Origin of the sequence: Kocuria dechangensis (genome assembly GCF_014636775.1) — a bacterium.
Classification (GTDB): Bacteria; Actinomycetota; Actinomycetes; order Actinomycetales; family Micrococcaceae; genus Kocuria; species Kocuria dechangensis.
The window spans coordinates 116,224-138,185 of record NZ_BMEQ01000008.1; the positions used below are offsets into that span (position 1 = coordinate 116,224).

Here is a 21,962-nt window from a genome sequence, read left to right on the forward strand (position 1 = left end):
TTATCCGCGCCGGCACGCCCCTGGCCGGGCGTCCCGGCGCGGACGGTCCCCGGGTCAGGCCCCCGCCCCGGCCACGGGCACGCCGTGGCCGGCCAGCCAGTCCTGCACCTGCGGCACGTCCACCCGCTGGAGCCCGGCGCGGGAGCGGCACAGGGGGGTGCTGGACCAGCTGGTCACCGCCACGATCCGGCCGTCCGCGTCGAGGGCGGGCCCCCCGGAGTCGCCGGTGCACGGGCCGCCGGTGCCGCGGGCGTCGTGGGCGTTGCCCTGGACCATGAGCAGCTGCGGGGCCAGCCGCTGGGCTGCGACCTGCGCGCTGCGGCGCAGCAGCGGCACGTCCTCGCCGAGCGGGCGGCCGGAGCCGTCCGCGCGGACCTCGGAGCCGTAGCCGACCACGGTGAAGAGCTCGCCGTTGAGCTCCCGGGCGGGGCGCCCGTCGAGCAGGCCCTCCGGGGCCAGCGCGGCCGGCGCCGGCCCGGGCACCGGCTCGTCGAGGACGACGACGCCGACGTCGAGCCACCGCTGCGCGTCGGTGAAGCCCGAGTACTCCGGATGGGCGTGGGCGGTCCCCGCGTGCCAGTCGTCCCGGCCCGCCAGGTCGGCGGCACGGTAGCCGCGGGCGGGGTCCTCGGGGTACGGGAGAGCGGACAGCTCCGCGGCGGTTCCGGCGAGGGCCGACTCGAAGCTCACGGCCGCGAGCCCCACGCGGTCCTGGACGCAGTGGGCCGCGGTGAGCAGGACGGTCGGGCTCACCAGCGTCGCGGAGCACCGCTGGGTGCCCCGGCCGTCGCCGACGAGGAGCACGGCCACCGCGGGGTGGGCCTGCCCGTCCGGGACGCCGCCCGTGACGGCCCCGGCGGAGGGGACGGCCGCGAGAGCGGCGGCGAGGAGACCGGCGGCCACGGCGGGGGCCGCGAGGGCGCGGCGGGTGCGGGAGGGCATGGTGCCTGCTTTCGGGGACGGGGACGGGGACGGGGACGGGGGCGGGGACGGTGCCGGGACGGTGCCGGGTGCGCGTGGTGCGGCGGACCGGGACGGCTCAGGGGAAGCGCCGCCGCGTGGCGACGCAGACGGCGGTGACGGCCGCGGCCAGCAGGGCGTAGCCGCCGAGGCCGAGGGCCGCGGCCCAGGTCTCCACCGGGAGGGGCGGGCGCAGCTCGAACTGGCCCCAGAAGTCGTAGACGCCCCGGGCCACCGCGGCGAGCAGGTTGCGGGGGTCCCAGGTGCCGAGGAAGGGCACCAGGAACAGCACCAGCGCGGCCAGCACCATGGGCCAGGACAGGGAACGGGTGACCAGGCCGGTGGCGTGGCCCACGAGGCCGAAGAGGACGGCGGTGCCGACGGTCGTGAGGAGCTTGGCCCACAGGGGGGAGACCGACTCGGGGACGACCGTGGGGTAGCCCATCTCCGCCTCGAGCTGCTGCACGGCGCCGGCCCCGGCGAGGGACAGGCCCAGCGCCACCACGGTGACCACGAGCACGGCCGCGGCGGCCAGCAGGACCAGGGTGCCCGCCCGGACCGCGGCGATCGTGGCCCAGCGCCCGCGCACGGCCCGGACCCTGCTGGTCCGGGCGCGGTCGTCGTAGAGCGCGAGCCAGGCCCCGTACATGAGGAAGGCCAGGGGGACGACGACGAACGTGGTCAGGTCCAGGGCGGTGCCCACCATGGCGACGCCCTTCAGCGCGGCCAGGGACTCGCCGACCTGGAGGAAGTCGTACTTCAGCGGGTTGTCGACGGTCTCCTGCGCGCCGTCGGTGGTGACCTGCACGGGCGCCGCCAGGGCGGCCTCGACGTCGACCCCGTTCTGCTCGTAGGAGCGCACCTGCTGGACGAAGAACGCGTGGGCGGCGTGCGCGTGGCTCAGGGACCCGGCGAACGCGACCGCCACCGCGGCCGCGAGGACCAGCAGCAGCACGTAGGGCCGCCGGGAGTAGTGCTGGTAGCGCAGCTCAGCGACGAGCTCGCGGGTAGTGGGCCGCATAGACATCCGTCAGTCCTCCGTGTCCTGTGGTCGGGTGGTCGGCCGGGCCCTGCCCGGCCCTGCTCAGCTCGGCGGTGACCTCCACGAGCCGGCCCGCGTCGACGACGAAGACGTGGTCGACGAGGTCCTCGTAGAACTCCAGGTGGTGGCCGGTCACCAGGAACGTCCTGTGCTCCCGCAGGCCGTCGAGATCCTCCCGCAGCTGCTGCATGGCGTCGACGTCGAGGCCGTTGGTGGGCTCGTCCAGGAGGACGAGCTCGGCGCTGCTGTTGAGCGCCGCGGTCAGTGCCAGGCGCTTGCGCTGGCCGTACGAGTAGTGCCTGACCCGGCGCCGGAGCAGGCGCTGCTCCAGGTACTGGAACGGCCCGTCCACGCTCTCCTCGGCGAGCACCCGCAGGTTCTGCGCCCCGGTCAGGCCCGGGTGGAAGGGAGTGTCGTCGAAGACGGGATAGACGAGGCGCGCCTCGGGGTCCAGCGGGGCCCCGTTCCAGCGGACCTCGCCGCCGTGCGGCTCGAGGCCGAGCACGCACCGGACGAGGGTGGTCTTGCCCACGCCGTTGGGTCCCATGAGCAGGGACACCGACCCGCGCGGGAACACGGCGTCGACCCCGTCGAGGACGGTCTCCGCCCCGTAGGACTTGCGAATGCTGACGAGCTCCAGCACCGGGTACTCCCTCCTGGGCGGGACGACGGCCTCCCGGCCGGCGTCCCGCCCTGCGATCGGACGGCGGTCAGTCGCTCCAGGCGCTCCAGGCGCCGTTGTAGTGCACGGAGAGCCGGTGCGTGTAGGTGGAGCTGTAGAGCTTCACGTCGCCCCACGGGGTGATGGTCCCGGCGCCGATGGTGTTGACGGCCCGGAACCGGTCGTTGCGGGTGGTGTCGTAGTACTTGGCGATCCCCTTGTTCCGGGCGATGTTGGGGAAGACCCACCCGGCCTGCTGGTAGGGGCTGGTCCACCGGACCCGCGTCCAGTCGTAGCCGAAGTCCACGTTGTCCCGGGTCCACATCAGGAACGAGCCGCGGTAGTAGGTGGCCCGGCGCTGGCCGGTCGCCAGGGCGGTCTTCCCGGTGGCCTTCGGGGCGGCGGCGACCTCGACCGCCGCGGCGTCCTCGGTGACCGAGCGCAGGGTGTCGACCTGCTCCACGGTGAGGCCCTCGACGGTGGCGGGGTCGACGGACGTGATGTCGGTGGTGCTGCTGGCGGCCGTGGCCGGCGCTCCGGTGAGGAGCACCAGGGCCAGGGCCGCGGCAGTGGTGGTGAGCTTGCGCATGTCCTACTCCTGCTGGCGGTGGGGGGCGGGGGTCACCGATCGGATCCGTCAGCGGCAGAGGCGATGACGTTCGCGAATTCCGCTGACGAGCAACGGTAGGCACCGCAGCACGCCGGCCGGAATCGTTCTTTCGGATGGTCCCGCACGTTCCTTCGGGCGGGTCCCGCCCGGTGACGCGATCAGGCCGCGGCGCGCCCCAGCTCCTCGGCGGGACCCCAGGCGCGCAGCATGCGCTCTGCCGGGGCCCACCACAGCACCGACGCCCACACGAGCACGGCCGCGGCCGCTCCCGCCGCACCGTGCCCGGTCAGGAGCTCGACGAGCCCGCCCGCCCAGCCGGCGAGCGCACCGGCGCCCAGGGCCAGGAGCACGACCCACCCGGGGCGGAGGAACCCGGTGAGCACCAGGGCACCGAGCAGCGCCAGGGTCGCGGTCACCACGAGGGTCCTCGAGGGCACGGCCTGGGCGAGCGGTCCGGACGCGGCCGTCGCCGCGAGGGCGCCGAGCCCCCACGCGGCCACGCTGGCCAGCACGACGCCGCCGGCGAGCACGAGCTCGTCGCCGCGCTCGCGTCCGGGCACCCGGACCGCCACGGCCGCGGCGACGCGGTCCAGGACGAGCACCGCCGGCAGGAGCAGGACGAGGACCGCCCCGTCCCCGCTCCGGGCCGCGACCCACGCCGGCAGCAGCAGGGCGGCGGCCGCGGCGGCGACCACGGCGGCGCGGCGCAGGGCCGTCCCGCGGTCGACCGCGACGTGCTGCGCCGCCGGCAGGACGGCTCCTGCCGGGCGGATCCGCGGGGCGGCAGGGGTGCCGGCCGCGTCCAGGACCCGGGCCCAGCGCCGCCGCGCGCTCCGGACCGAGCGGACCAGGGAGGCCGCGAGCGCCGCGGCGGCCAGGGCCACGAGCACCGGTCCCGCCCGGCCGGGCGGCGAGGCCCCGGCCGGGCCCGCCGCCGCCCACAGCCCGGCCGCCGCCACGACCAGTGCCAGCGCGGCGCGCACCGGGACGAGCAGGAGGGGTGCGGCGACGAGGACGGGCTGCAGCAGGAACAGCAGCAGCTCCCACGCCCCGCGCGGCAGGTCCGGCGTCCGGGCCAGGGCGCGGCCCAGCACGCGCAGCCCCCGGGAGGCCAGGCTGACGCGGTAGCCGGGGGTGAGCCGGTCCAGGCGGTCCGCCCCGGCGGCCAGGGAGGTGCGGGCGCGGTCCTCGTCCCCGTCGCCCAGCTGCCCCAGCAGCCCGGACTGGAGCGCCGACGCCGGGTCCTCCGCAGCCGGCTGTCCCGTCTTCGTGCCGTCCGCCGTCGTGCCGTCCGCCGCGCCGCCGGACGACCCGGCCTGCGGCGCCGCGCCCGCCGTCCTGGCCGCCGCGGCGTCCGGGGGTCTCGGACCCGAGAGGGGGCGGGCGGGCAGGTCCTGGAGGAAGGCGGCGACGCCGGCCGCGGCGTCGAGGCGGCCCCACCACCAGTCGGCGGTCCGCCACTCGGTGGCCAGGAAGCCCCGGAAGTTGAGCAGTCCCGTGCCGGCGAGCTTGCTGTCCGCGGGGAAGCGGGCGGGCCCGGGAGCCAGCAGCTGCCGCAGGTCCTCGTCCGGGGTCGCCGTGGAGCCCGCGGCGTCGAGGGCCCGCTGCATCCGGTCGTCGGCCCACCCCCGGCGCAGCCGCTCGGGGACGACCGACGGGACGGGCGCCTGGTCGCCGCGGATCTCGCCGTAGACGACCCGGGACAGCGGGACCGGTATCCCTGCGGCGGCGACGGCCGGGGGCAGGTCCGCCGCGCCCATGGGCACCTCCGGGCCGGGGACCCGGCGCCACGGGGACTCGTGCCAGGCCCTGCGCCACGCCACCGCGCCGGTGGCGTCCGCGTCGTCGGCCGGGTCGGTGACCTCCGGGTCGTCGGCGGCGTGCAGGACGGCGTCCAGGGGGCCGCGGAACGCCCGCAGCTCGTCGACGACGGCGTCCAGCTCGGCCCAGCTCTCCGCCAGCGGGTCGTCGGCAGGTCCGGCCGCCGGCAGCCAGAGGGGGACGGCCGTGGCGGTCGGGACCCCTGCCCCGCAGCAGGCGTCGAGCACGTCGCCGACGAGCCGGTCCCGCTCGTGCCCGGCCACCGCGAGCAACCGGTACGCGGCGGCGCGGGCGGCCGTGGTGTCGAGGCCCTGCAGCGGCGCGGGCGCAGCGGAGGGGTCCAGGGCGAGGTCCTCGAGGAACCGGATCCAGGCCAGCACGCAGGACACGGCGTCGAAGAGCGCCTGCGGCCCGCGCAGGACCGCCCGCGCGGCGGGATCGTCCAGGGGCCCCCGGGACAGCGCGTCGCAGCGCCGCTGCAGCTCCTCCCGCAGCGGCGTGAGCTCGGCGGGCGTGCGCGGCCGCAGCTCCGCCCGGCTGCGGAGGCTCGAGGTGAGCTGCCACGTGCCTGGCCGGGTGAGGATGCGGCCGAGCAGGTCGGCGTCCGCCCGGCCCCGGTAGCGCAGGTGGGCCCGGCGGCGCTCCGCCAGGGCCGGAGGAGACCAGTCCACCAGCAGCGGCGCCAGCTGGCGCAGCCGGCCCTGGGCGGCCAGCTGGTCGCCCAGGAAGTCGGAGAGGGCCAGGACCTCGTCCTCGCCCGTCTCCCGGCGGCGCAACCGGGTGACCGTGGCGCCCACGGTGCGGACCAGGCGCGGGAGGTCGAGGTCTGGAACCGGCGTGCCCGCCCGGTGGGGCGGGTCGGGGTCGAGGTAGAGCAGGGCCCGGTCGGCGTGCCGCAGCGAGCGGCTGGTGCGGGCGGCCTCCAGTGCGCGGTCGATGGGGACGTTGTCGAAGACCCCGCCGTCCACCACGCGGTAGGGCAGCTCGGCCGGGTCGCGGTGGGCCGAGAACGCGAGGCTGAGGTCCGGCCGGGGCGAGTCCCGCAGCGGCCCCGCGGTGGGGGCGGACCACACGGTGGCGGGCTCGAAGGCGCCGGGGAAGGACGCCGTGGCGCGGGCGGCGTAGGCCAGCCGGGACAGGGCCGCCGCGCGGCGGGCGGCGTCGTCGTCCCCGGCCCCGGCCCCGGCAGCGGGGGAGGGGGAGGGGCGGGCGGGGATGTCGTTGCCGGGCGGCGGCAGGGGGGCACCGCGCTCCGGCGACGCGAAGTGGAAGTCGCCGCGGCCCTCCGCGGCCCCGCCGTGGGGCGCGGGGTCGCTGTCGAGGACCGTGGCGGAGAGCTCGACGGTGACGTGCTCGGCGACCAGGTCGGGGTGGTGCTCCGGTCCCTCGTGGACCGCCACGAGCACCTCCTCCAGGCCCGGCCACAGGTACCCGTCGCCGCGCAGGAGGGAGTCCACGGGGCGCCGGCCCAGCGGCCGCAGCAGCCGGGAGAACCCCGCGGTCTCCTCCCACAGCCGCCCGAGCGGGTCCAGGCCGGCACCGGCGCGCTGGGCCACGGCGTGCACCACGCCGTTGAGCCCGCCCGCGCTCGCCCCGGCGAGGACGTCGAACTCGACCCGGTCGTAGCCGGCCTGGGCCAGCAGCCGCGCGTAGACCGCGGCCCGCTCCACGAGCCGGGGGTCGGGATCCTCCCCGGGGTGCAGCAGGAAGGCATGCAGGAGGCCGGCCGCGTCCCGGTGCAGCCGGATCCGGCGCAGCACGTCCAGCTCCGCCACCGCCCCGCCGATCCAGACTGCCAGGCTCACCCCGCCCCGCAGGGCCAGCGCGAAGCGCAGGGTGCGGCCGAAGGCCGGCTCCTGGCCCGCGGTGGCGTCCGCGAGGGACAGGGAGGTCGTGAGCACGGTGAGCCCGGAGAGCGTGCCGGCCGGCGTCCTGCTCCCGTCGGCCGGCGGGCCGCCGGGGATCATCCGGCGAGGGCCTCGAACGCGCGGGCGGGACCCGGCCGGCCCGTGAGGCGGCCGCTCAGCGTCTCCAGGCGGCGCCGGTTCTCGCCGGAGAGCTCCAGCAGCTCGGCGGCGTGCTCGCCGATCTCCGCGGGGGACGCGGCGTTGGGGTCCAGGACCGTGCCGAGGCCGGTCCCCTCGACGGCGGCCGCCCCGGCGAACTGGTCGGTGGACATGGGCAGCAGGAGCAGGGGGACACCGGCGGTCAGCGCCTCCGTGACGCTGTTGTTGCCCCCGTGGGAGACGGCGAGGGCGGCCCGCTCCAGCAGGGTCACCTGAGGCAGCGAGCCGCGCACGAGCCAGGAGTCCGGCACCGGGCCGAGCGCCGCGGGGTCCGTGGACCCGGCGGCAAGGGCCACGCGCACGTCCAGGCCCCGCAGCGCCTCGGCCACCCGGGCCAGGACGTCCGAGCGCACGGACAGGAAGCTGCCCAGGCTCACGTACACCACCGGGCGGTCGGAGCCCTCCAGCCAGGCGGCCACCTCCGCGTCCTCCGCCTCGTCCCGCACCGCGGAGCCGAGGAACGTGTGGGCCGGCAGGGACCGGCTCCGGTCGTCGTCGTGGAGCTCCCGCGGGTAGTTCAGCAGCAGCTCGTCCCCGGTCTCGGCGAACGCGTCCCTGCTCGGCGGAGCCCCGGGGGCCAGCTGCTGCAGGGCGTCGTTCCACTGGGCGGTGAACTCGTCGCGGACCTCCGAGCACAGCCGGTGCAGCGCCTCCAGCTCGGCCGGCGCCGGACGGATGCGGCCCGGCCACGCGGGCGGGTGGCCGTAGACCTCGTCCTCCACGGTCAGCGCCGACGGGTGCCCGAGCACCACATCGGCGTGCCGGATCCCGGCGCCGACGAGTGCCAGGCGCGCCCCGAACGCCAGGTGGTCCACGATCACCTGATCCGGGCGCACCCGCTCCACGAGGGCCTGGACGTCCCGGGCGACGCCGAGCGGGTGCCACAGCAGGTCGTTGCGGCGGGCGCGGGCCTGGAACGCCAGCGTCTCCACGGCGCCCCGGCGCGTGGCCTCGAAGAAGCCGCGCAGGGCGTCGTCCTCCCCGGGAGGCTGCTCCTCCGCGCGGATCACCCCCGGGTTGGAGCCCCGGCCCAGCCGCAGGGGCTCGACGTCGTAGCCGAAGCCTCGGGCGAGGCCCGCGGTCGCGGGACCGGTGGCGACCACCACGCGCTCGCCGACGTCGCGCCAGGCCGTCGCGAGCGTGGCGAGGGGGAAGAGGTGGGACGCGTAGTCGGGGCTGATGACGAGCAGGGTCACGGTGCAGGGCTCCTCACGGCCGCGGCGGATCGGCTCCGCGCGACCTCGGCGTAGACGTCGGTGAGGGCGGACGCCATCACCTGGATGCTGAAGCGCTCCCGGACCAGGTCGCGGGCGGTCCCGGCCGCGGCGTCGGCGCCGGGTGCGGCGGCGAGGTCGAGGGCGCGGGTCAGGCCGCGCGCCAGGGCCTCGCGGTCCTGGGTGTCGACGAGCAGGCCCGTCACGCCGTCCTGCACGAAGGTGGCCGGACCGCCCGTCCGGGGCGCGACGACCACGAGGCCGGCGGCCATCGCCTCGACCAGGGCGACCCCGAACTCCTCCTTGAGGCTCGCGCACGCGTAGGCCCCGTGGCCGGCCGCCAGCCCGGGACGGCCGCGGCGGACGGCGGCCAGCCACACGGCCACCGTCCCGTTCGGGCGGTGGCCCGCGAGCAGGAGCCCCCGGGAGGCCGCGTCGGCACGCGGGACGACGGCGTCGACCAGGTCGAGCTGCTCCCGCTCGTCGGGGGAGGGCCGGTCCAGGTCCCCGCCCACGACCAGGAGGTTGCAGCGGTCGCGGAGCGCGGGCTCCCCGGCCCAGGCCCGGACGAGCGCGGCGGTCCCCTTGACCCGGTGGAGCCGGCCCACGGTGACCAGCAGCGGCAGCGCCCGCCGGGACGGGGGCAGGCCGGCCAGGACGCCGTCGAGGTCCGCCAGCGCGCGGGCGGCGGCGGGCCCGGGGCCACCGGCGCCGGGCGCGGTCTGCGCCGCGGCCTCCTCGACGGCGCGCAGGTCGATCCCCTCCGGGACCACCGTGTGGCGCCCGGGCCGGGCGGCGAGGTCGACGCCCAGGAGGTCCCGGGCGTCCCGCGCCAGCGCGGGACGGGGGAAGAGCACCATGTGCCGGGCCTGGGCCCCGAGGTCTGCGAGCAGGCGGAGCCGGAACCAGAGGTGCTCGGCGTGGTCCGCTGCGCCGAAGCGGTCCCGGGTCAGCGTGCCCGCGGCCTCCCGCGCGGCGATCAGCGCGTGCGGGTCCGGCGCCATGGTCAGGACGACGGGCACGCCCTCGGCCCGCGCCGCCTCGGCGGCGGCCATGGACCCGACGTCGGCCATGCGGAGGTGGACGGCGTCGACCCGGCCGGCCCGCCGCAGCACCCGGCGGACGCCGCGCACGGCGGCCACCCGGCGCGGCCACGCGACCGCCGAGTGCACGGGCTCGCCCAGGAAGGGCACCGGCGCGAAGGCGTGCCCGTCGCGGCCCAGGCCGGCCAGCGCGCGCCGGGCCTCGACGTGGTCGCCGCGCGAGACGGTCACGACCCGGGTGACGCGGGGCGGACCGCCAGGGGTGCTGTCCGGGGCGCGGTCGGGAGCGCTGTCCGGCGCGGCGCAGAGGGCGTCGCCCAGGTGGACCAGCAGGGTGGCGATGCCGCCGTTGTCGCCCTGGCCGGAGCGGGTGAGACCGTGGTCGATCTCCGCGTGCAGGAAGGGCTGGACGACGGTCAGGCCGGTGTGGCCGGGCTCCCGGGCCGGATCGGGACCGAGGGCGGCGTGGGCCGCGTCCTCCAGCACCAGGCCCGCCACGGCGCCGAGCTCTCCACCGGCCGCGGCGCACCGGCGGGCCAGGTCCTCCACGGCGTCCCGGGGGGCGGGGTCGTCCTGCAGACGGCCGGCCAGCGCCTCGAGGGCGGTCGCCCGCGTCCGGGGGTCCTCCGCGGGGTCGAGGACGAGGAGTTCGAGCAGCCGCTCGGGGCCGGGGCCGGGGACCAGCCCGGCGGTCTCCGCGAGGCGGGCCCGGCGCGGCGGGCCGGGCTCCTCCGCGAGGCCCTGCTCGAGGGCGCCCAGGACCGGGCGGGGAGCGGTGCGGGCCCAGGCCTCGAGGGTGCGCTGGGCCAGCATGCCCGGGAAACCGCCCTCCGCCACGACGCCCACCAGAGGGGCCACCGCGTCCGGCACCGTCGTGTGCGCGCCGAGCGCCCAGACCGCGTGCTCCCGCAGGTGCGGGAGCGGACCGGCGAGCAGGCCGGCGAGCTCGGCGCCGGCCTCGGCCGTGGGCAGGGCCCCGAGCGCGTGGACCGCGGCGATCGAGACCACCTGGTCCCCGGGGCGACGCACCGCCGCGGACAGCTCGGCGAGGGCCTCGGCCGGGTCGTCGTCCGCGACGGCGGCGCTCAGCGCTTCGGCGCGGCGGACGGCCTCGAGGATCGTGGGGGCCCGGTGCACGGCGTCCAGCGCGGACCGCGTGCCGGCCGCGCCTCCGCTCCCGGGTGCGGCGCACGGATCGGTGGCGCGGGTCACAGCAGGGGTCATGGGCCTACGCTAACCCGGGCCCGGGGACCGCCGGGTGCGCCGGGGCGATTCTCAGCGACTTGGCAGTCGGGAGGCGCGACGGGCGTCCGCGCGGCGGCAGAGCAGCGCGAACACGGCCCCGGAGAGGTTGTGCCACACCGAGAAGACGGCACCCGGCAGGGCGGCCAGCGGGTTCATGTACTGGGCCGCGAGGCCGGCCGCGAGCCCCGAGTTCTGCATCCCGACCTCGACCGCGGTGGTCCGGCGCACGGCCACCGGCTGGTGCGTCACCGCGCCCACCAGGTAGCCCAGAGCCAGGCCCAGCCCGTTGTGCAGGGCCACGGCGGCCAGGACCAGCAGGCCCGCCTCCACGATCCGGTCGGCGCTGCGGGAGACCACGATCGCGACGATCAGCGAGATCGCGGCGACGGACACCCACGGCAGCGCGGGCAGGGTGCGCCGGACGACCCCCGGCAGCAGCAGGCGCACGGCCAGCCCGACGACGACGGGCAGCAGCACGATCTTGACGATCGACCACGCCATGGCCGCTCCGTCCAGCGGCAGGTACTGACCGGCCAGCCACAGGGTCAGCAGGGGCGTGAGGACGGGCGCGAGCAGCGTGGAGATCGAAGTCATCGCCACGGACAGGGCCACGTCCCCGCGCGCCAGGTAGGACACGACGTTGGAGGCGGTGCCGCCCGGGGCGCAGCCCACGAGGATCACCCCCGCCGCCAGCTCGGGCGGCAGGCGCAGCACCCACACCACGAGGACGGCGATCAGCGGCATCAGGACGTACTGGGCGGCCACGCCGAGCAGCACCGGCATCGGGCGCCTCGCCACCAGGGCGAAGTCGACGGGGCGCAGGGTGAGCCCCATGCCGAACATGACCAGCCCGAGCAGGGGGTTGACCCAGCCGGCCAGCCCGCTCGTCGTACCCGGTGCGAGGAAGCCCAGCAGTCCGCCCGCGAGGACGAGGGCGGGGAAGAGGAGGACCGCGGCGTAGGCGCCGCGGTCGGGTGCGGCGGTCCCGGGGGCGGTGGAGGGTCCGGCGCTCACCATCCGCGGGCGCGCCACTCGTCCAGGTGCGGACGCTCGGCGCCGAGGGTGGTGGGCTTGCCGTGGCCGGGGTGGATCACGGTGTCGTCGTCGAAGCGGTCGAAGATCCGTTCGCTCACGTCCGCGATGAGCTGCTGGAAGTCCTCGGGGCTGTTGGTCTTGCCCACGCCGCCCGGGAACAGGGAGTCGCCGGAGAAGATGTGCGCGGGCCCCTCGGGGTCGCGGTAGACGAGGGCGATCGAGCCCGGGGTGTGGCCGCGCAGGCCGATGACCTCCAGGTCGAAGCCGTCGAACTCGGCGGTGTCGCCGTCCTCGAAGGTCAGGTCCATGGGCACGGCGATGTCGGCCTCGTCGTCGGCGCCGCACGCCGTCATCGCCTCGGACCGGGAGCGGACCTCCTCGAGGGCGCGGACGTGGTCCCAGTGGGAGTGTGTCGTGATGATGAGCTGGAGGTTGCCGTAGGAGGCGGAGCAGTCGCCGCAGCCGGCGCCCACGAGGCCGGCGATGGCGCGGGCGTCGTCGGCCGCGTCGATCAGCACCTGTGTGCCCTCCGACTTGGAGGTGAGGAGGTAGACGTTGTTGTCCATCTCGCTCACAGAAATCCGGCGGATCGTGACCTCCGCGAGGTCGATGACCTCGGTCTTCGTTGCGATCATGCGGTACAGGCTACTCAGGGGTCTCCCAGGGAGCCAGTCGGGCGGTCCGGGGCCCCGCTGATCGTGGCCTCCGCGCCGCCCCGTGGGCATGGACCCCCACTGCCCCGAGGGCCCGGAAACGGACGAGCCGGACTCCGCCGCCGCACGGACCGGGCGTCATCTGGCGGGGACTTCACGACGGGGGTTCACGGGCCTGGCCTGTCCGAATAGCATCCTCGGCACCAGACGGCCGCGGCGTGGCCGATCTCCGCGCCGTTCCGGCCGGCCCATCCCCATTCCAGGAGCGCACCATGGCGTCCTCAGCAGCTCTGCGGCACGGCGTCCTCGCGGCCACCGTCGCACTCGCGATCTCCTCCTGCGGCCCGCAGGAGAGCTCACCGCCGCTCGCCGCCGGCGAGACGGCCCCGGCCGCAGCCGAGACCTCAGGGTCCGCGACGGCAACCCCTGCGGCTCCGGGGGACCGACTGCCCGATCTGGTCATGCTGCCGGTGCGGTCGTTCTATGTCGCGTACGAGGGAGACAAGAGAGTGCTCCGTTTCGGTACCGACGTGGCGAACCGAGGAGAGGGTCCGCTCGACCTGACCGGTGTCCGGGACAGCCCCCGCGAGGCGGACCTGCAGGTGACCCAGAACATCCTCCAGACCGGAGGCGGCTGGCGGTCGGCCGAGACCGACGCGGTCATGCGCTTCGAGGCCGTGGACGGGCACGACCACTTCCACGTCCAGGACTTCGAGCGCTACAGGCTCAGGCCGGAGGAAGGCACTGAATGGCGCGGGTCGCACAAGGAAGGGTTCTGCTTGCGTGACGACGGCAACCTCGGCGGCACGACCTCACGGTACGACGACGACGACTTCTACTGCGGCGCGGACGAGGAGCAAGAGCTCACCGAGCTGCGGATGGGTCTGTCCGAGGGCTGGGTCGATGTCTACGACTGGTACTACCCGGGCCAGTACATCGACCTGGAGGGCCTGGAACTGCCGGGGAACTTCTGCGTGGAGGCCGAGGCGGACCCTGACGGACTGCTCGTGGAGAAGACCAGGGAGAACAACACCACGTCCGCCCTGGTCCGCATCACGGAGACGGAGGTCTCACTGGTCCGGGAGGAGTGCCAGTAGCCGACGTCCATTCGTTGCCGCTCCGCCTCGGGTGTGAGCAACACGACCCCGCGATGCCGCTGTCCGGGCCCCGGGACGTTGTGGGAAGCCGCCTGTGCGGCTATAGTTGCGTGCGGCAACAAATTATCAAGGGCATCCGGTCGCACCGGCACGCGCGTCGTCGAGGACGCGGACCCCGCCACGGGCGGGGGAGTGCGGACCGGGTGCCCGTTCGTCGTTGCCCCGCACAGCCTTCCCGCACACCCCACCACCGGAGGACCCGTTGCCCGTCTCCCACGACACCGCCGTGGAGCTGGTGCGCGACCTGCTCGAGCTGCAGCGCGTCATGAAGCGCGTGACCAAGACCGAGCCGGGCCAGCGCCTGCTCAGCCCCACGTCGATCGCCCTGCTCTACTACCTCGACAGCACGGGCCCGCGCCGCGCCACCGTGATGGCCGCGGACACCGGGCTCGGGCCGTCCGGGCTGAGCCGGCAGCTGGCCGGGCTGGAGGAGGCAGGCCTGGTCGAGCGCACCCCCGACCCCGAGGACGGCCGCGCCGCCCTGGTCGCCATCACCGCGCGGGGCCGCGAGCAGGTCCTGGCGGCCGTGGAGCAGGACGCCCAGCGCCTCGCCTCCCGGCTCGAGGGCTGGGACGAGGAGCAGGCCCGGACCAGCCGCACGGCGATCAACGAGATCACCACCGTCTTCCTGGACTCCCTGGGGGTGGAGCGCACCACGTCGTGCCGCCCGCCCGGCGAGACCGGCCACCGCGCCGGAGCCCAGGAGCACCCGGGCGCGCAGCGCGCAGGGGACGACGCAGCGGGCGGCCCGCCGGGGGACCGGCAGAACGACAACCGAGAGAACGAGGAGTGAACCGCGACATGACGACCCAGCACCCGAGCGCCGCACCTGGCGGGGGGACCGGCGCCTCCCACAAGGACGTGCTGCGGGCCCTGACCGCGATCCTCTCCGTCTTCTTCATGGCGATGGTCACGCTGACCATCATCGGCACCGCCCTGCCGGTGATCATGGCCGACCTCGGCGGGGACCAGACCTCCCTGTCCTGGACGGTCACCGGCACCCTGCTCGCCAACGCCGCGACCACGCCCATCTGGGGCAAGCTCGCGGACCTCTTCGACAAGAAGAAGCTCCTGCAGCTGTCCATCGTGATCTTCGTGCTGGGCTCCGGCATGGCCGGGCTCGCGCCGAGCATCGAGTTCCTCATCCTGGCCCGCGTGGTCCAGGGCGTCGCCATGGGCGGGATCATGGCCCTGGCCATGACCATCATGGGCACGATCATCCCGCCCCGGGAGCGCGGCCGCTACGCCGGGTACATGGGCGCCGTGATGGCCGTGGCCACCTCCGCCGGGCCGCTGCTCGGCGGGCTCATCGTGGACCTGTTCGGCTGGCGCTGGGTCTTCCTGATCCCCGCCCCGCTCGCGGTCCTCGCGGCGGTGCTCGTGCACCGCACCCTGCGCCTCCCCCCGCACGCCCCGCGCACGGTCCGCATCGACTGGCTCGGCATCCTGCTGCTGCTGGTCTCGGCCTCCGCGCTGCTGCTGTGGGTGTCCCTCGCCGGGCAGCCGGGCATGTTCGAGTGGGTCTCCGGCACCTCCGCGGCCCTGGTGGCCGTCGCCCTCGTGGGCACGGTGCTCTTCGTCCTGGTGGAGCAGCGCGCCGCGGAGCCCGTGGTGCCGATCCGGGTGGTCACCGAGCGCACCACGGCGCTCGCGATCGTCGCGGCCATCGCCACGGGCGGGGCCATGTTCGCCTCCACCACCTACCTGGGCCAGTACTTCCAGCTCGGGCAGGGCTACACCCCGACGATGGCGGGCATGCTGATGCTCCCGCAGGTGCTCGGCTCGCTCATCGGCGCCACCGTCGCCGGGCAGCTCATCACCCGCTACGGGCGGTGGAAGATCGTCCTGGTCGTCGCCGCGGTCATCATGTCCACGGGGCTCTTCCTTGCCGCGACGCTCACCCACGACACCCCCGTCCAGCTCGTGAGCACCTTCATCTTCCTCATCGGCCTCGGCATCGGCGCGCTGAACCAGAACCTGGTGCTGGCCGTGCAGAACACCGTGGGCCTCAAGGACATGGGCGCGGCCTCCTCCTCGGTGGCGTTCTTCCGCACCATGGGCGGCGCGGTGGCGGTCTCCGCCTTCGGCGCCCTCATGACCGCCCACCTCGCCGGGCAGACGCGGGCGCAGGACGGCGGTCCGGCGGCCGGGGACACCTCCACCATGGATCTCGCGTCCCTGCCGCCGGCGGTGGAGCAGCTGGTCCGGGAGGCCTACGGCACCGGCACCGGACTGATCTTCCTGGTGGCGGCGATCGCGTCCCTCTTCACCCTGGGCGCCGTGCTGCTGATCAAGGAGATTCCGCTGCGCCGCACGGTGGACATCGTCGAGGTGGACCCGGAGACCGGCCGCATGAAGGTCGTCACCCGCACCCTCGACGCCCGCGAGGTCCGGCGGCGGCACCAGGAGGCCACGGCCGCGGCCGAGGCCGGGGTCGTCCCCGGGGAGTCCCCGCACGACGACGGACGGCCCGCCGCGCGGGAGCGCGAGGACACCTCCACCGGCCCCGTGGACCGGGTGTGAAGCCGCCCACGGGACCCGGGACCGTGTCGGAGCCCGGTACTAGAGTGGAGGGCGTGTCCGAACCCATCCCCGCCTCCACCATGGTCCTGAACCCCTCGTCCGGCCCGGCCGAGCACGCCGCGCCGGCCGAGCCCCTCGACGCGCCCGTGACCTCCACCGGGGTCCGTGGCGCCCGCCCGTCCGACCTCACCGAGATCGTGGTGCAGGGCGCCCGCGAGCACAACCTCGACAACGTGTCCGTGACCCTCCCGCGGGACGCCATGGTCGTGTTCACGGGCCTGTCCGGGTCGGGGAAGTCGTCCCTGGCCTTCGACACGATCTTCGCCGAGGGCCAGCGCCGCTACGTCGAGTCCCTGTCCTCCTACGCCCGCATGTTCCTGGGCCGGGTGGACAAGCCGGACGTCGACTTCATCGAGGGCCTGTCCCCGGCGGTGTCGATCGACCAGAAGTCGACCTCGCGCAACCCGCGCTCCACCGTGGGCACGATCACCGAGATCTACGACTACATGCGCCTGCTCTGGGCGCGCATCGGGCACCCGCACTGCCCCGAGTGCGGGGAGGCCATCGAGAAGCAGACCCCGCAGCAGATCGTCGACCAGCTCCTGGAGATGCCGGAGAAGACCCGCTTCCAGGTCCTCGCCCCCGTGGTGCGCGAGCGCAAGGGCGAGTTCGCCGACCTCTTCCAGGAGCTGACCGCGAAGGGCTTCTCCCGCGCCACCGTGGACGGGGAGACCGTCCAGCTCTCGGACCCGCCCAAGCTGAAGAAGCAGTACAAGCACACCATCGAGGTCGTCGTCGACCGCCTGGTGGTCAAGGAGGGCATCCGCCAGCGCCTGACCGACTCCGTCGAGACGGCGCTGGGCCTCGCCGAGGGCCGCGTCGTCGTCGAGCTGGTGCCCCGCTCCGACGAGGAGATCGCCCACCCGCTGGAGCTGCGCCGCCCGTTCTCCGAGAACCTCGCGTGCCCCAACGAGCACCCCCTGCAGGCCGACGAGATCGAGCCCCGCTCGTTCTCCTTCAACGCGCCCTTCGGCGCGTGCCCCGAGTGCGACGGCCTCGGCTCCCGGCTCGAGGTCGACGAGGAGCTCGTGGTCCCCAACCCCGACCTCAGCCTCGTCGAGGGCGCGATCGCCCCGTGGTCCCTCGGCAAGGCGACCAGCGAGTACTGGAACCGGCTCCTGGCCGGGCTCGGCCAGGAGGTCGGCTTCGACCTCGTCACCCCGTGGAAGAAGCTGCCCGCCAAGGCCCGCAAGGCGATCCTGGAGGGCAAGGACTACCAGGTCACCGTCGCCTACCGGAACCGGTTCGGCCGGGAGCGCCGCTACACCCAGGGCTTCGAGGGCGTGATCGGCTACATCAAGCGCAAGCACGCCGAGACCGAGTCGGACAACGCCAAGGACCGCTATGAGCAGTACATGCGCCAGGTCGCGTGCCCGGCCTGCGACGGCGCCCGCCTGAACCCGACCATGCTCGCCGTGACCGTGGGCGGGAAGAACATCGCCGAGACCACCCGCATGCCCATGCGCGAGGCCCACCGCTTCTTCCAGGACCTGTCCCTGAGCACGCGCGAGGCGAAGATCGGCGAGCAGGTGCTCAAGGAGATCCAGGCCCGCCTGACGTTCCTCGTGGACGTGGGACTGGACTACCTCAACCTGGAGCGCGCCGCGGCCACGCTGTCCGGCGGCGAGGCCCAGCGCATCCGCCTGGCCACCCAGATCGGCGCCGGCCTCGTGGGCGTGCTCTACGTCCTCGACGAGCCCTCCATCGGGCTGCACCAGCGGGACAACCGCCGGCTCATCGAGACCCTCACCAAGCTGCGGGACATGGGCAACACCCTCATCGTCGTCGAGCACGACGAGGACACCATCCGCGAGGCGGACTGGGTCGTCGACGTCGGCCCCGGCGCCGGCGAGCACGGCGGGCGGATCGTGCACTCCGGGACCTACGAGGAGCTGCTCGCCAACGAGGGCTCCGTCACCGCGGACTACCTCTCCGGGCGCAAGGCCATCCGCGTCCCGGAGCAGCGCCGGACCGTGGACCGCAAGCGCATGCTCAAGGTCGTCGGCGCGCGGGAGAACAACCTGCGCGGCATCGACGTCTCCTTCCCGCTCGGGGTGCTCACCGCGGTCACCGGCGTCTCCGGCTCCGGCAAGTCCACCCTGGTCAACGACATCCTCTACACGTCGCTGGCCAACAAGTTCAACGGCGCCAAGCAGGTCCCGGGCCGGCACCGGCGGATCGACGGCGTGGACCAGCTGGACAAGGTGGTGCACGTGGACCAGAGCCCCATCGGCCGCACCCCGCGCTCCAACCCCGCGACCTACACGGGCGTGTTCGACCACATCCGCAAGCTCTTCGCCGAGACCCCCGAGGCGAAGGTGCGCGGCTACCAGCCCGGCCGGTTCTCGTTCAACGTCAAGGGCGGGCGCTGCGAGGCCTGCTCCGGCGACGGCACCATCAAGATCGAGATGAACTTCCTGCCCGACGTCTACGTCCCGTGCGAGGTGTGCAAGGGGGACCGGTACAACCGGGAGACCCTCGAGGTGCACTACAAGGGGAAGACGATCGCCGAGGTCCTGAACATGCCGATCGAGGAGGCCGCCGAGTTCTTCAAGGCATTCGGCCCCATCGCCCGGCACCTGAACACCCTGGTGGACGTGGGGCTCGGCTACGTCCGGCTCGGCCAGCCCGCCACGACCCTGTCCGGCGGGGAGGCCCAGCGCGTGAAGCTCGCCGCGGAGCTGCAGAAGCGCTCCAACGGCCGCTCCATCTACGTGCTGGACGAGCCGACCACCGGCCTGCACTTCGAGGACATCCGCAAGCTGCTGCTCGTGCTGCAGGGCCTCGTCGACAAGGGCAACACCGTGATGACCATCGAGCACAACCTCGACGTCATCAAGTCCGCGGACTGGATCGTGGACCTCGGCCCCGACGGCGGCTCCGGCGGCGGCCAGGTCGTCGCCGAGGGCACCCCCGAGGAGGTCGCCCAGCACCCGGACAGCCACACCGGCCGGTTCCTCGCCGAGGTCCTCGGGCACAGCGCAGGGGCGGCCCGATGAGCGCGCCCGTGGTCCTGTGGGACCTGGACGGCACCCTGCTCGACCCGGCCGGGGCCATCACCGGCGGCATCGCCCGCGCCCTCGCCGAGCACGGCCACCCGGTGCCGGCCGACCTCGACCGGTTCGTCGGCCCGCCCGTGGGCGTGTCGCTGCGCACGTTCACGGACGTCCCGGAGGAGCAGATCCCCCACGTGGTCGCCTCCTACCGGGCCCGGTACCGCACCGAGGGCCTGGCGCAGACCCGGATCTACCCCGGCGTCGAGGAGCTGCTCGAGACGCTGCACGGCGCCGGCGTGCGGATGGCCGTGGCCACCCAGAAGCCGGAGCCCGTGGCCGTGCTGGCCGTCGAGAAGTTCGGGCTGGGCCGGTGGTTCGAGACGGTCTCCGGGGCCGCCGACGACCTCGCCGCCCCGCACGCGCACCCGCACCTGGCCCACGACAAGCCCGCGATCATCGGCGAGGCCCTGCGCCGGCTCGGCGTGACCGCGCCGGACCCGGCGCGCGCGGTCATGATCGGGGACCGCACCTACGACGCCGAGGGCGCGGCCGCCCACGGCCTGGACTGCCTCGGCGTCACCTGGGGCTTCGCCGCCCCGGGCGAGCTCGAGCAGGGCTTCGTGGCCGTCGCCCGCGACGTCGCCGAGCTGACCGGGCTGCTGGCACCGTACACGTCCCTGGCCCCGACGGGCCGCTGAGGAGCCGGACCGTGGCCGACCCGGAGAGCTACCGTCCCGCCCGCCGGGAAATCCCCACCGACCCGGGGGTCTACCGCTTCCGCGACGAGTACGGGCGCGTCGTCTACGTGGGCAAGGCCAAGAACCTCCGCAACCGGCTGAGCTCCTACTTCGCGCCGCTGCACGCCCTGAGCCCCAAGACCCGGGCGATGGTCACGACCGCGGCCGGCGTCGAGTGGACCGTGGTGGGCAGCGAGCTGGAGTCCCTGCAGCTCGAGTACACGTGGATCAAGGAGTTCAAGCCCCGGTTCAACATCGCGTACCGGGACGACAAGTCCTACCCGTACCTCGCCGTGACCATGGCCGAGAAGGTGCCGCGGGCCCAGGTGGTGCGGGGGGAGAAGAGGAAGGGCAACCGCTACTTCGGCCCCTACTCCCAGGCCTGGGCCATCCGCGAGACCCTCGACGCCCTGCTGCGCGTCTTCCCCGTCCGGACCTGCTCCAAGGGCGTCTACCGGCGTGCCGAGCAGTCCGGGCGACCGTGCCTCCTCGGCTACATCGACAAGTGCTCGGCCCCGTGCGTGGGACGGATCTCCGAGGAGGACCACTACGCCCTGGCCGACGACCTGTGCCGGTTCATGGCCGGGCACGCGACGCCCTTCATCAAGGAGCTGCAGCGGCAGATGCAGGAGGCCGCGGCGGCCATGGACTTCGAGACCGCCGCCGCGCGCCGGGACGACATCGCCGCGCTGGAGAAGGCGTTCGAGCGCAACGCCGTGGTCCTCTCCGACAGCACCGACGCGGACTTCTTCGCCCTCGCGGAGGACGAGCTGGAGGCCGCCGTCCAGGTCTTCCACGTCCGCGGCGGCCGCATCCGCGGCCAGCGCGGCTGGGTGACCGAGAAGGTCGAGGAGGCCGACGGCGGACGCCTGCTGGAGCAGCTGCTCGAGCAGGTCTACGGCGAGACCGCCACCGAGGCCGCGGAGAGCGCCGACGCCGCGCAGGCCGCCGCGCCCCCGGAGCCGCGCGGCTCCAAGCACCGGCCCTCCGCCGAGCTCGCCTACCGCGAGGACGCCATCCCGCGCACGGTGCTGCTCTCCGAGCCCGCCGACAACGCCGACCGGCTCGAGGAGTGGCTCTCTGGCCTGCGCGGCTCCCGGGTCAGCCTCGCCGTCCCGCAGCGCGGGGAGAAGGCCCACCTCATGGAGACCGTCCAGGAGAACGCCCGGCAGGCGCTGAAGCTGCACAAGTCCAAGCGGGCCGGGGACATCACGACCCGCTCGGCGTCCCTGCAGGAGCTGCAGGAGGCGCTGGGCATCCCCGTGCCGCTGATGCGCATCGAGTGCTACGACATCTCGCACGTGCAGGGCACCAATGTCGTCGCCTCGATGGTCGTGTTCGAGGACGGGCTGCCGCGGAAGGCCGACTACCGCAAGTTCTCCGTCACGGGGGAGGCCGCCCGGGACGACACCGCCTCGATGTACGACGTCATCTCCCGCCGCTTCCGCCGCCACCTCGAGGAGAAGGCCGAGCGGGAGGCCGCAGGCCCCCGCACCGGGCAGGTCGAGGCCCACGAGGAGAGCCGGGAGCGGGCGCGGTTCGCGTACCCGCCCAGCCTCGTGGTCGTCGACGGCGGCCCGCCCCAGGTGGCCGCGGCCGCGCGGGCGCTGGCCGACCTCGGCATCGACGACGTCCACGTCATCGGCCTGGCCAAGCGGCTCGAGGAGGTGTGGGTCCCGGACGACGAGTTCCCGGTGATCCTCCCGCGCGCCAGCCAGGGCCTGTACCTGCTGCAGCGGATCCGCGACGAGGCGCACCGCTTCGCCATCACCTTCCACCGCAAGAAGCGCTCCTCCGCCATGACCGTCTCGGTGCTCGACGACCTGCCGGGGGTGGGCCCGGCCAAGCAGAAGGCGCTGCTCAAGCACTTCGGCTCCGTGAAGAAGCTCAAGGTGGCCCGGGTCGAGGAGATCGAGCAGGTCCCCGGCTTCGGGCGCACGCTCGCGGAGAAGGTCGCCGCCGCGCTGCAGTCCCAGGAGGCGGACACCGCCCCGGCCGTGAACATGACCACGGGCGAGGTGCTGTCCTGAGCCGGGCTGCGCCGACACGATCGCGAACTTGGTTAGGCTGGGACGGGGCTGCCGTGCGGGCCGGGCACCGGCCCGGAGGGCGCGGACGGACGAGCGGCACGAGACGGAA

At 74.9% G+C, this 21,962-nt stretch carries 15 protein-coding genes; 6 read left to right on the forward strand and 9 right to left on the reverse strand.

From position 1 onward, the window contains the following. Nucleotides 1–54: 54 nt before the first annotated feature. The 9 genes from IEW07_RS09645 to IEW07_RS09685 form a co-directional block, all read right to left on the reverse strand. Nucleotides 55–942 carry a trypsin-like serine protease gene (locus IEW07_RS09645; protein ID WP_188536643.1) on the reverse strand — a complete coding sequence of 296 codons (888 nt, stop codon included), beginning with the start codon at nt 940–942 and terminating at the stop codon, nt 55–57. Between the two features lie 97 nt (nt 943–1,039). After that, the gene (locus IEW07_RS09650) at nt 1,040–1,981 is read right to left on the reverse strand and encodes a hypothetical protein (protein WP_188536645.1); all 942 of its coding nucleotides are present in this window, start codon (nt 1,979–1,981) and stop codon (nt 1,040–1,042) included. Further along, nucleotides 1,950–2,645, reverse strand: a complete 696-nt coding sequence (locus IEW07_RS09655; protein WP_188536647.1) for an ATP-binding cassette domain-containing protein — start codon at nt 2,643–2,645, stop codon at nt 1,950–1,952. Before IEW07_RS09655 ends, IEW07_RS09650 begins: the two co-directional genes overlap by 32 nt. A gap of 67 nt (nt 2,646–2,712) precedes the next feature. Next, nucleotides 2,713–3,252: a hypothetical protein gene (locus IEW07_RS09660; protein WP_188536649.1), complete on the reverse strand. Its 540-nt coding sequence runs from the start codon at nt 3,250–3,252 to the stop codon at nt 2,713–2,715. 179 nt (nt 3,253–3,431) lie between these two features. Continuing rightward, on the reverse strand, nt 3,432–7,061 hold the full coding sequence (locus tag IEW07_RS09665; protein ID WP_188536651.1) for a DUF3376 domain-containing protein: 3,630 nt from the start codon (nt 7,059–7,061) through the stop codon (nt 3,432–3,434). Continuing rightward, nucleotides 7,058–8,356 carry a nucleotide disphospho-sugar-binding domain-containing protein gene (locus IEW07_RS09670; RefSeq protein WP_188536653.1) on the reverse strand — a complete coding sequence of 433 codons (1,299 nt, stop codon included), beginning with the start codon at nt 8,354–8,356 and terminating at the stop codon, nt 7,058–7,060. The genes IEW07_RS09665 and IEW07_RS09670 overlap by 4 nt, the downstream gene beginning before the upstream one ends. Continuing rightward, on the reverse strand, nt 8,353–10,641 hold the full coding sequence (locus IEW07_RS09675) for a glycosyltransferase (RefSeq protein WP_188536655.1): 2,289 nt from the start codon (nt 10,639–10,641) through the stop codon (nt 8,353–8,355). Before IEW07_RS09675 ends, IEW07_RS09670 begins: the two co-directional genes overlap by 4 nt. Before the next feature lie 51 nt (nt 10,642–10,692). Beyond that, nucleotides 10,693–11,679, reverse strand: a complete 987-nt coding sequence (locus tag IEW07_RS09680; RefSeq protein ID WP_188536657.1) for a bile acid:sodium symporter family protein — start codon at nt 11,677–11,679, stop codon at nt 10,693–10,695. Further along, complete coding sequence (locus tag IEW07_RS09685) at nt 11,673–12,332, reverse strand: MBL fold metallo-hydrolase (protein ID WP_188536659.1); 660 nt, start codon at nt 12,330–12,332, stop codon at nt 11,673–11,675. Before IEW07_RS09685 ends, IEW07_RS09680 begins: the two co-directional genes overlap by 7 nt. 290 nt (nt 12,333–12,622) lie before the next feature. Here IEW07_RS09685 and IEW07_RS09690 point away from each other — a divergent pair, with 290 nt between their 5' ends. The 6 genes from IEW07_RS09690 (at nt 12,623) to uvrC (ending at nt 21,853) form a co-directional block, all read left to right on the forward strand. Next, the gene (locus tag IEW07_RS09690; RefSeq protein WP_188536661.1) at nt 12,623–13,447 is read left to right on the forward strand and encodes a lysyl oxidase family protein; all 825 of its coding nucleotides are present in this window, start codon (nt 12,623–12,625) and stop codon (nt 13,445–13,447) included. Between the two features lie 262 nt (nt 13,448–13,709). Then, nucleotides 13,710–14,300 (forward strand): MarR family winged helix-turn-helix transcriptional regulator, encoded by a 591-nt coding sequence (locus IEW07_RS09695; RefSeq protein ID WP_229741713.1) that lies wholly within the window; start codon nt 13,710–13,712, stop codon nt 14,298–14,300. An 8-nt stretch (nt 14,301–14,308) separates the two neighbouring features. After that, nucleotides 14,309–16,030 (forward strand): MDR family MFS transporter, encoded by a 1,722-nt coding sequence (locus IEW07_RS09700; RefSeq protein ID WP_188536663.1) that lies wholly within the window; start codon nt 14,309–14,311, stop codon nt 16,028–16,030. A gap of 80 nt (nt 16,031–16,110) precedes the next feature. Beyond that, a complete protein-coding gene (gene uvrA / locus IEW07_RS09705; RefSeq protein ID WP_229741727.1) occupies nt 16,111–19,089 on the forward strand; it encodes an excinuclease ABC subunit UvrA in 2,979 nt (992 codons plus the stop codon). After that, the gene (locus IEW07_RS09710) at nt 19,086–19,784 is read left to right on the forward strand and encodes an HAD hydrolase-like protein (protein ID WP_229741715.1); all 699 of its coding nucleotides are present in this window, start codon (nt 19,086–19,088) and stop codon (nt 19,782–19,784) included. Before uvrA ends, IEW07_RS09710 begins: the two co-directional genes overlap by 4 nt. A gap of 11 nt (nt 19,785–19,795) precedes the next feature. Beyond that, nucleotides 19,796–21,853 carry an excinuclease ABC subunit UvrC gene (uvrC, locus tag IEW07_RS09715; protein ID WP_188536665.1) on the forward strand — a complete coding sequence of 686 codons (2,058 nt, stop codon included), beginning with the start codon at nt 19,796–19,798 and terminating at the stop codon, nt 21,851–21,853. The last annotated feature ends 109 nt before the right edge of the window (nt 21,854–21,962 follow it).

Bases quoted from the DNA above. Each gene is read 5' to 3' on its own strand.
- IEW07_RS09675 (WP_188536655.1), bottom strand. From the start codon at position 10,641: ATGACCCCTGCTGTGACCCGCGCCACCGATCCGTGCGCCGCACCCGGG.
- uvrA (WP_229741727.1), top strand. From the start codon at position 16,111: ATGGTCCTGAACCCCTCGTCCGGCCCGGCCGAGCACGCCGCGCCGGCC.
- IEW07_RS09700 (WP_188536663.1), top strand. From the start codon at position 14,309: ATGACGACCCAGCACCCGAGCGCCGCACCTGGCGGGGGGACCGGCGCC.
- IEW07_RS09660 (WP_188536649.1), bottom strand. From the start codon at position 3,252: ATGCGCAAGCTCACCACCACTGCCGCGGCCCTGGCCCTGGTGCTCCTC.
- IEW07_RS09685 (WP_188536659.1), bottom strand. From the start codon at position 12,332: ATGATCGCAACGAAGACCGAGGTCATCGACCTCGCGGAGGTCACGATC.
- IEW07_RS09690 (WP_188536661.1), top strand. From the start codon at position 12,623: ATGGCGTCCTCAGCAGCTCTGCGGCACGGCGTCCTCGCGGCCACCGTC.
- IEW07_RS09665 (WP_188536651.1), bottom strand. From the start codon at position 7,061: ATGATCCCCGGCGGCCCGCCGGCCGACGGGAGCAGGACGCCGGCCGGC.
- IEW07_RS09680 (WP_188536657.1), bottom strand. From the start codon at position 11,679: ATGGTGAGCGCCGGACCCTCCACCGCCCCCGGGACCGCCGCACCCGAC.
- IEW07_RS09645 (WP_188536643.1), bottom strand. From the start codon at position 942: ATGCCCTCCCGCACCCGCCGCGCCCTCGCGGCCCCCGCCGTGGCCGCC.
- IEW07_RS09650 (WP_188536645.1), bottom strand. From the start codon at position 1,981: ATGCGGCCCACTACCCGCGAGCTCGTCGCTGAGCTGCGCTACCAGCAC.
- IEW07_RS09710 (WP_229741715.1), top strand. From the start codon at position 19,086: ATGAGCGCGCCCGTGGTCCTGTGGGACCTGGACGGCACCCTGCTCGAC.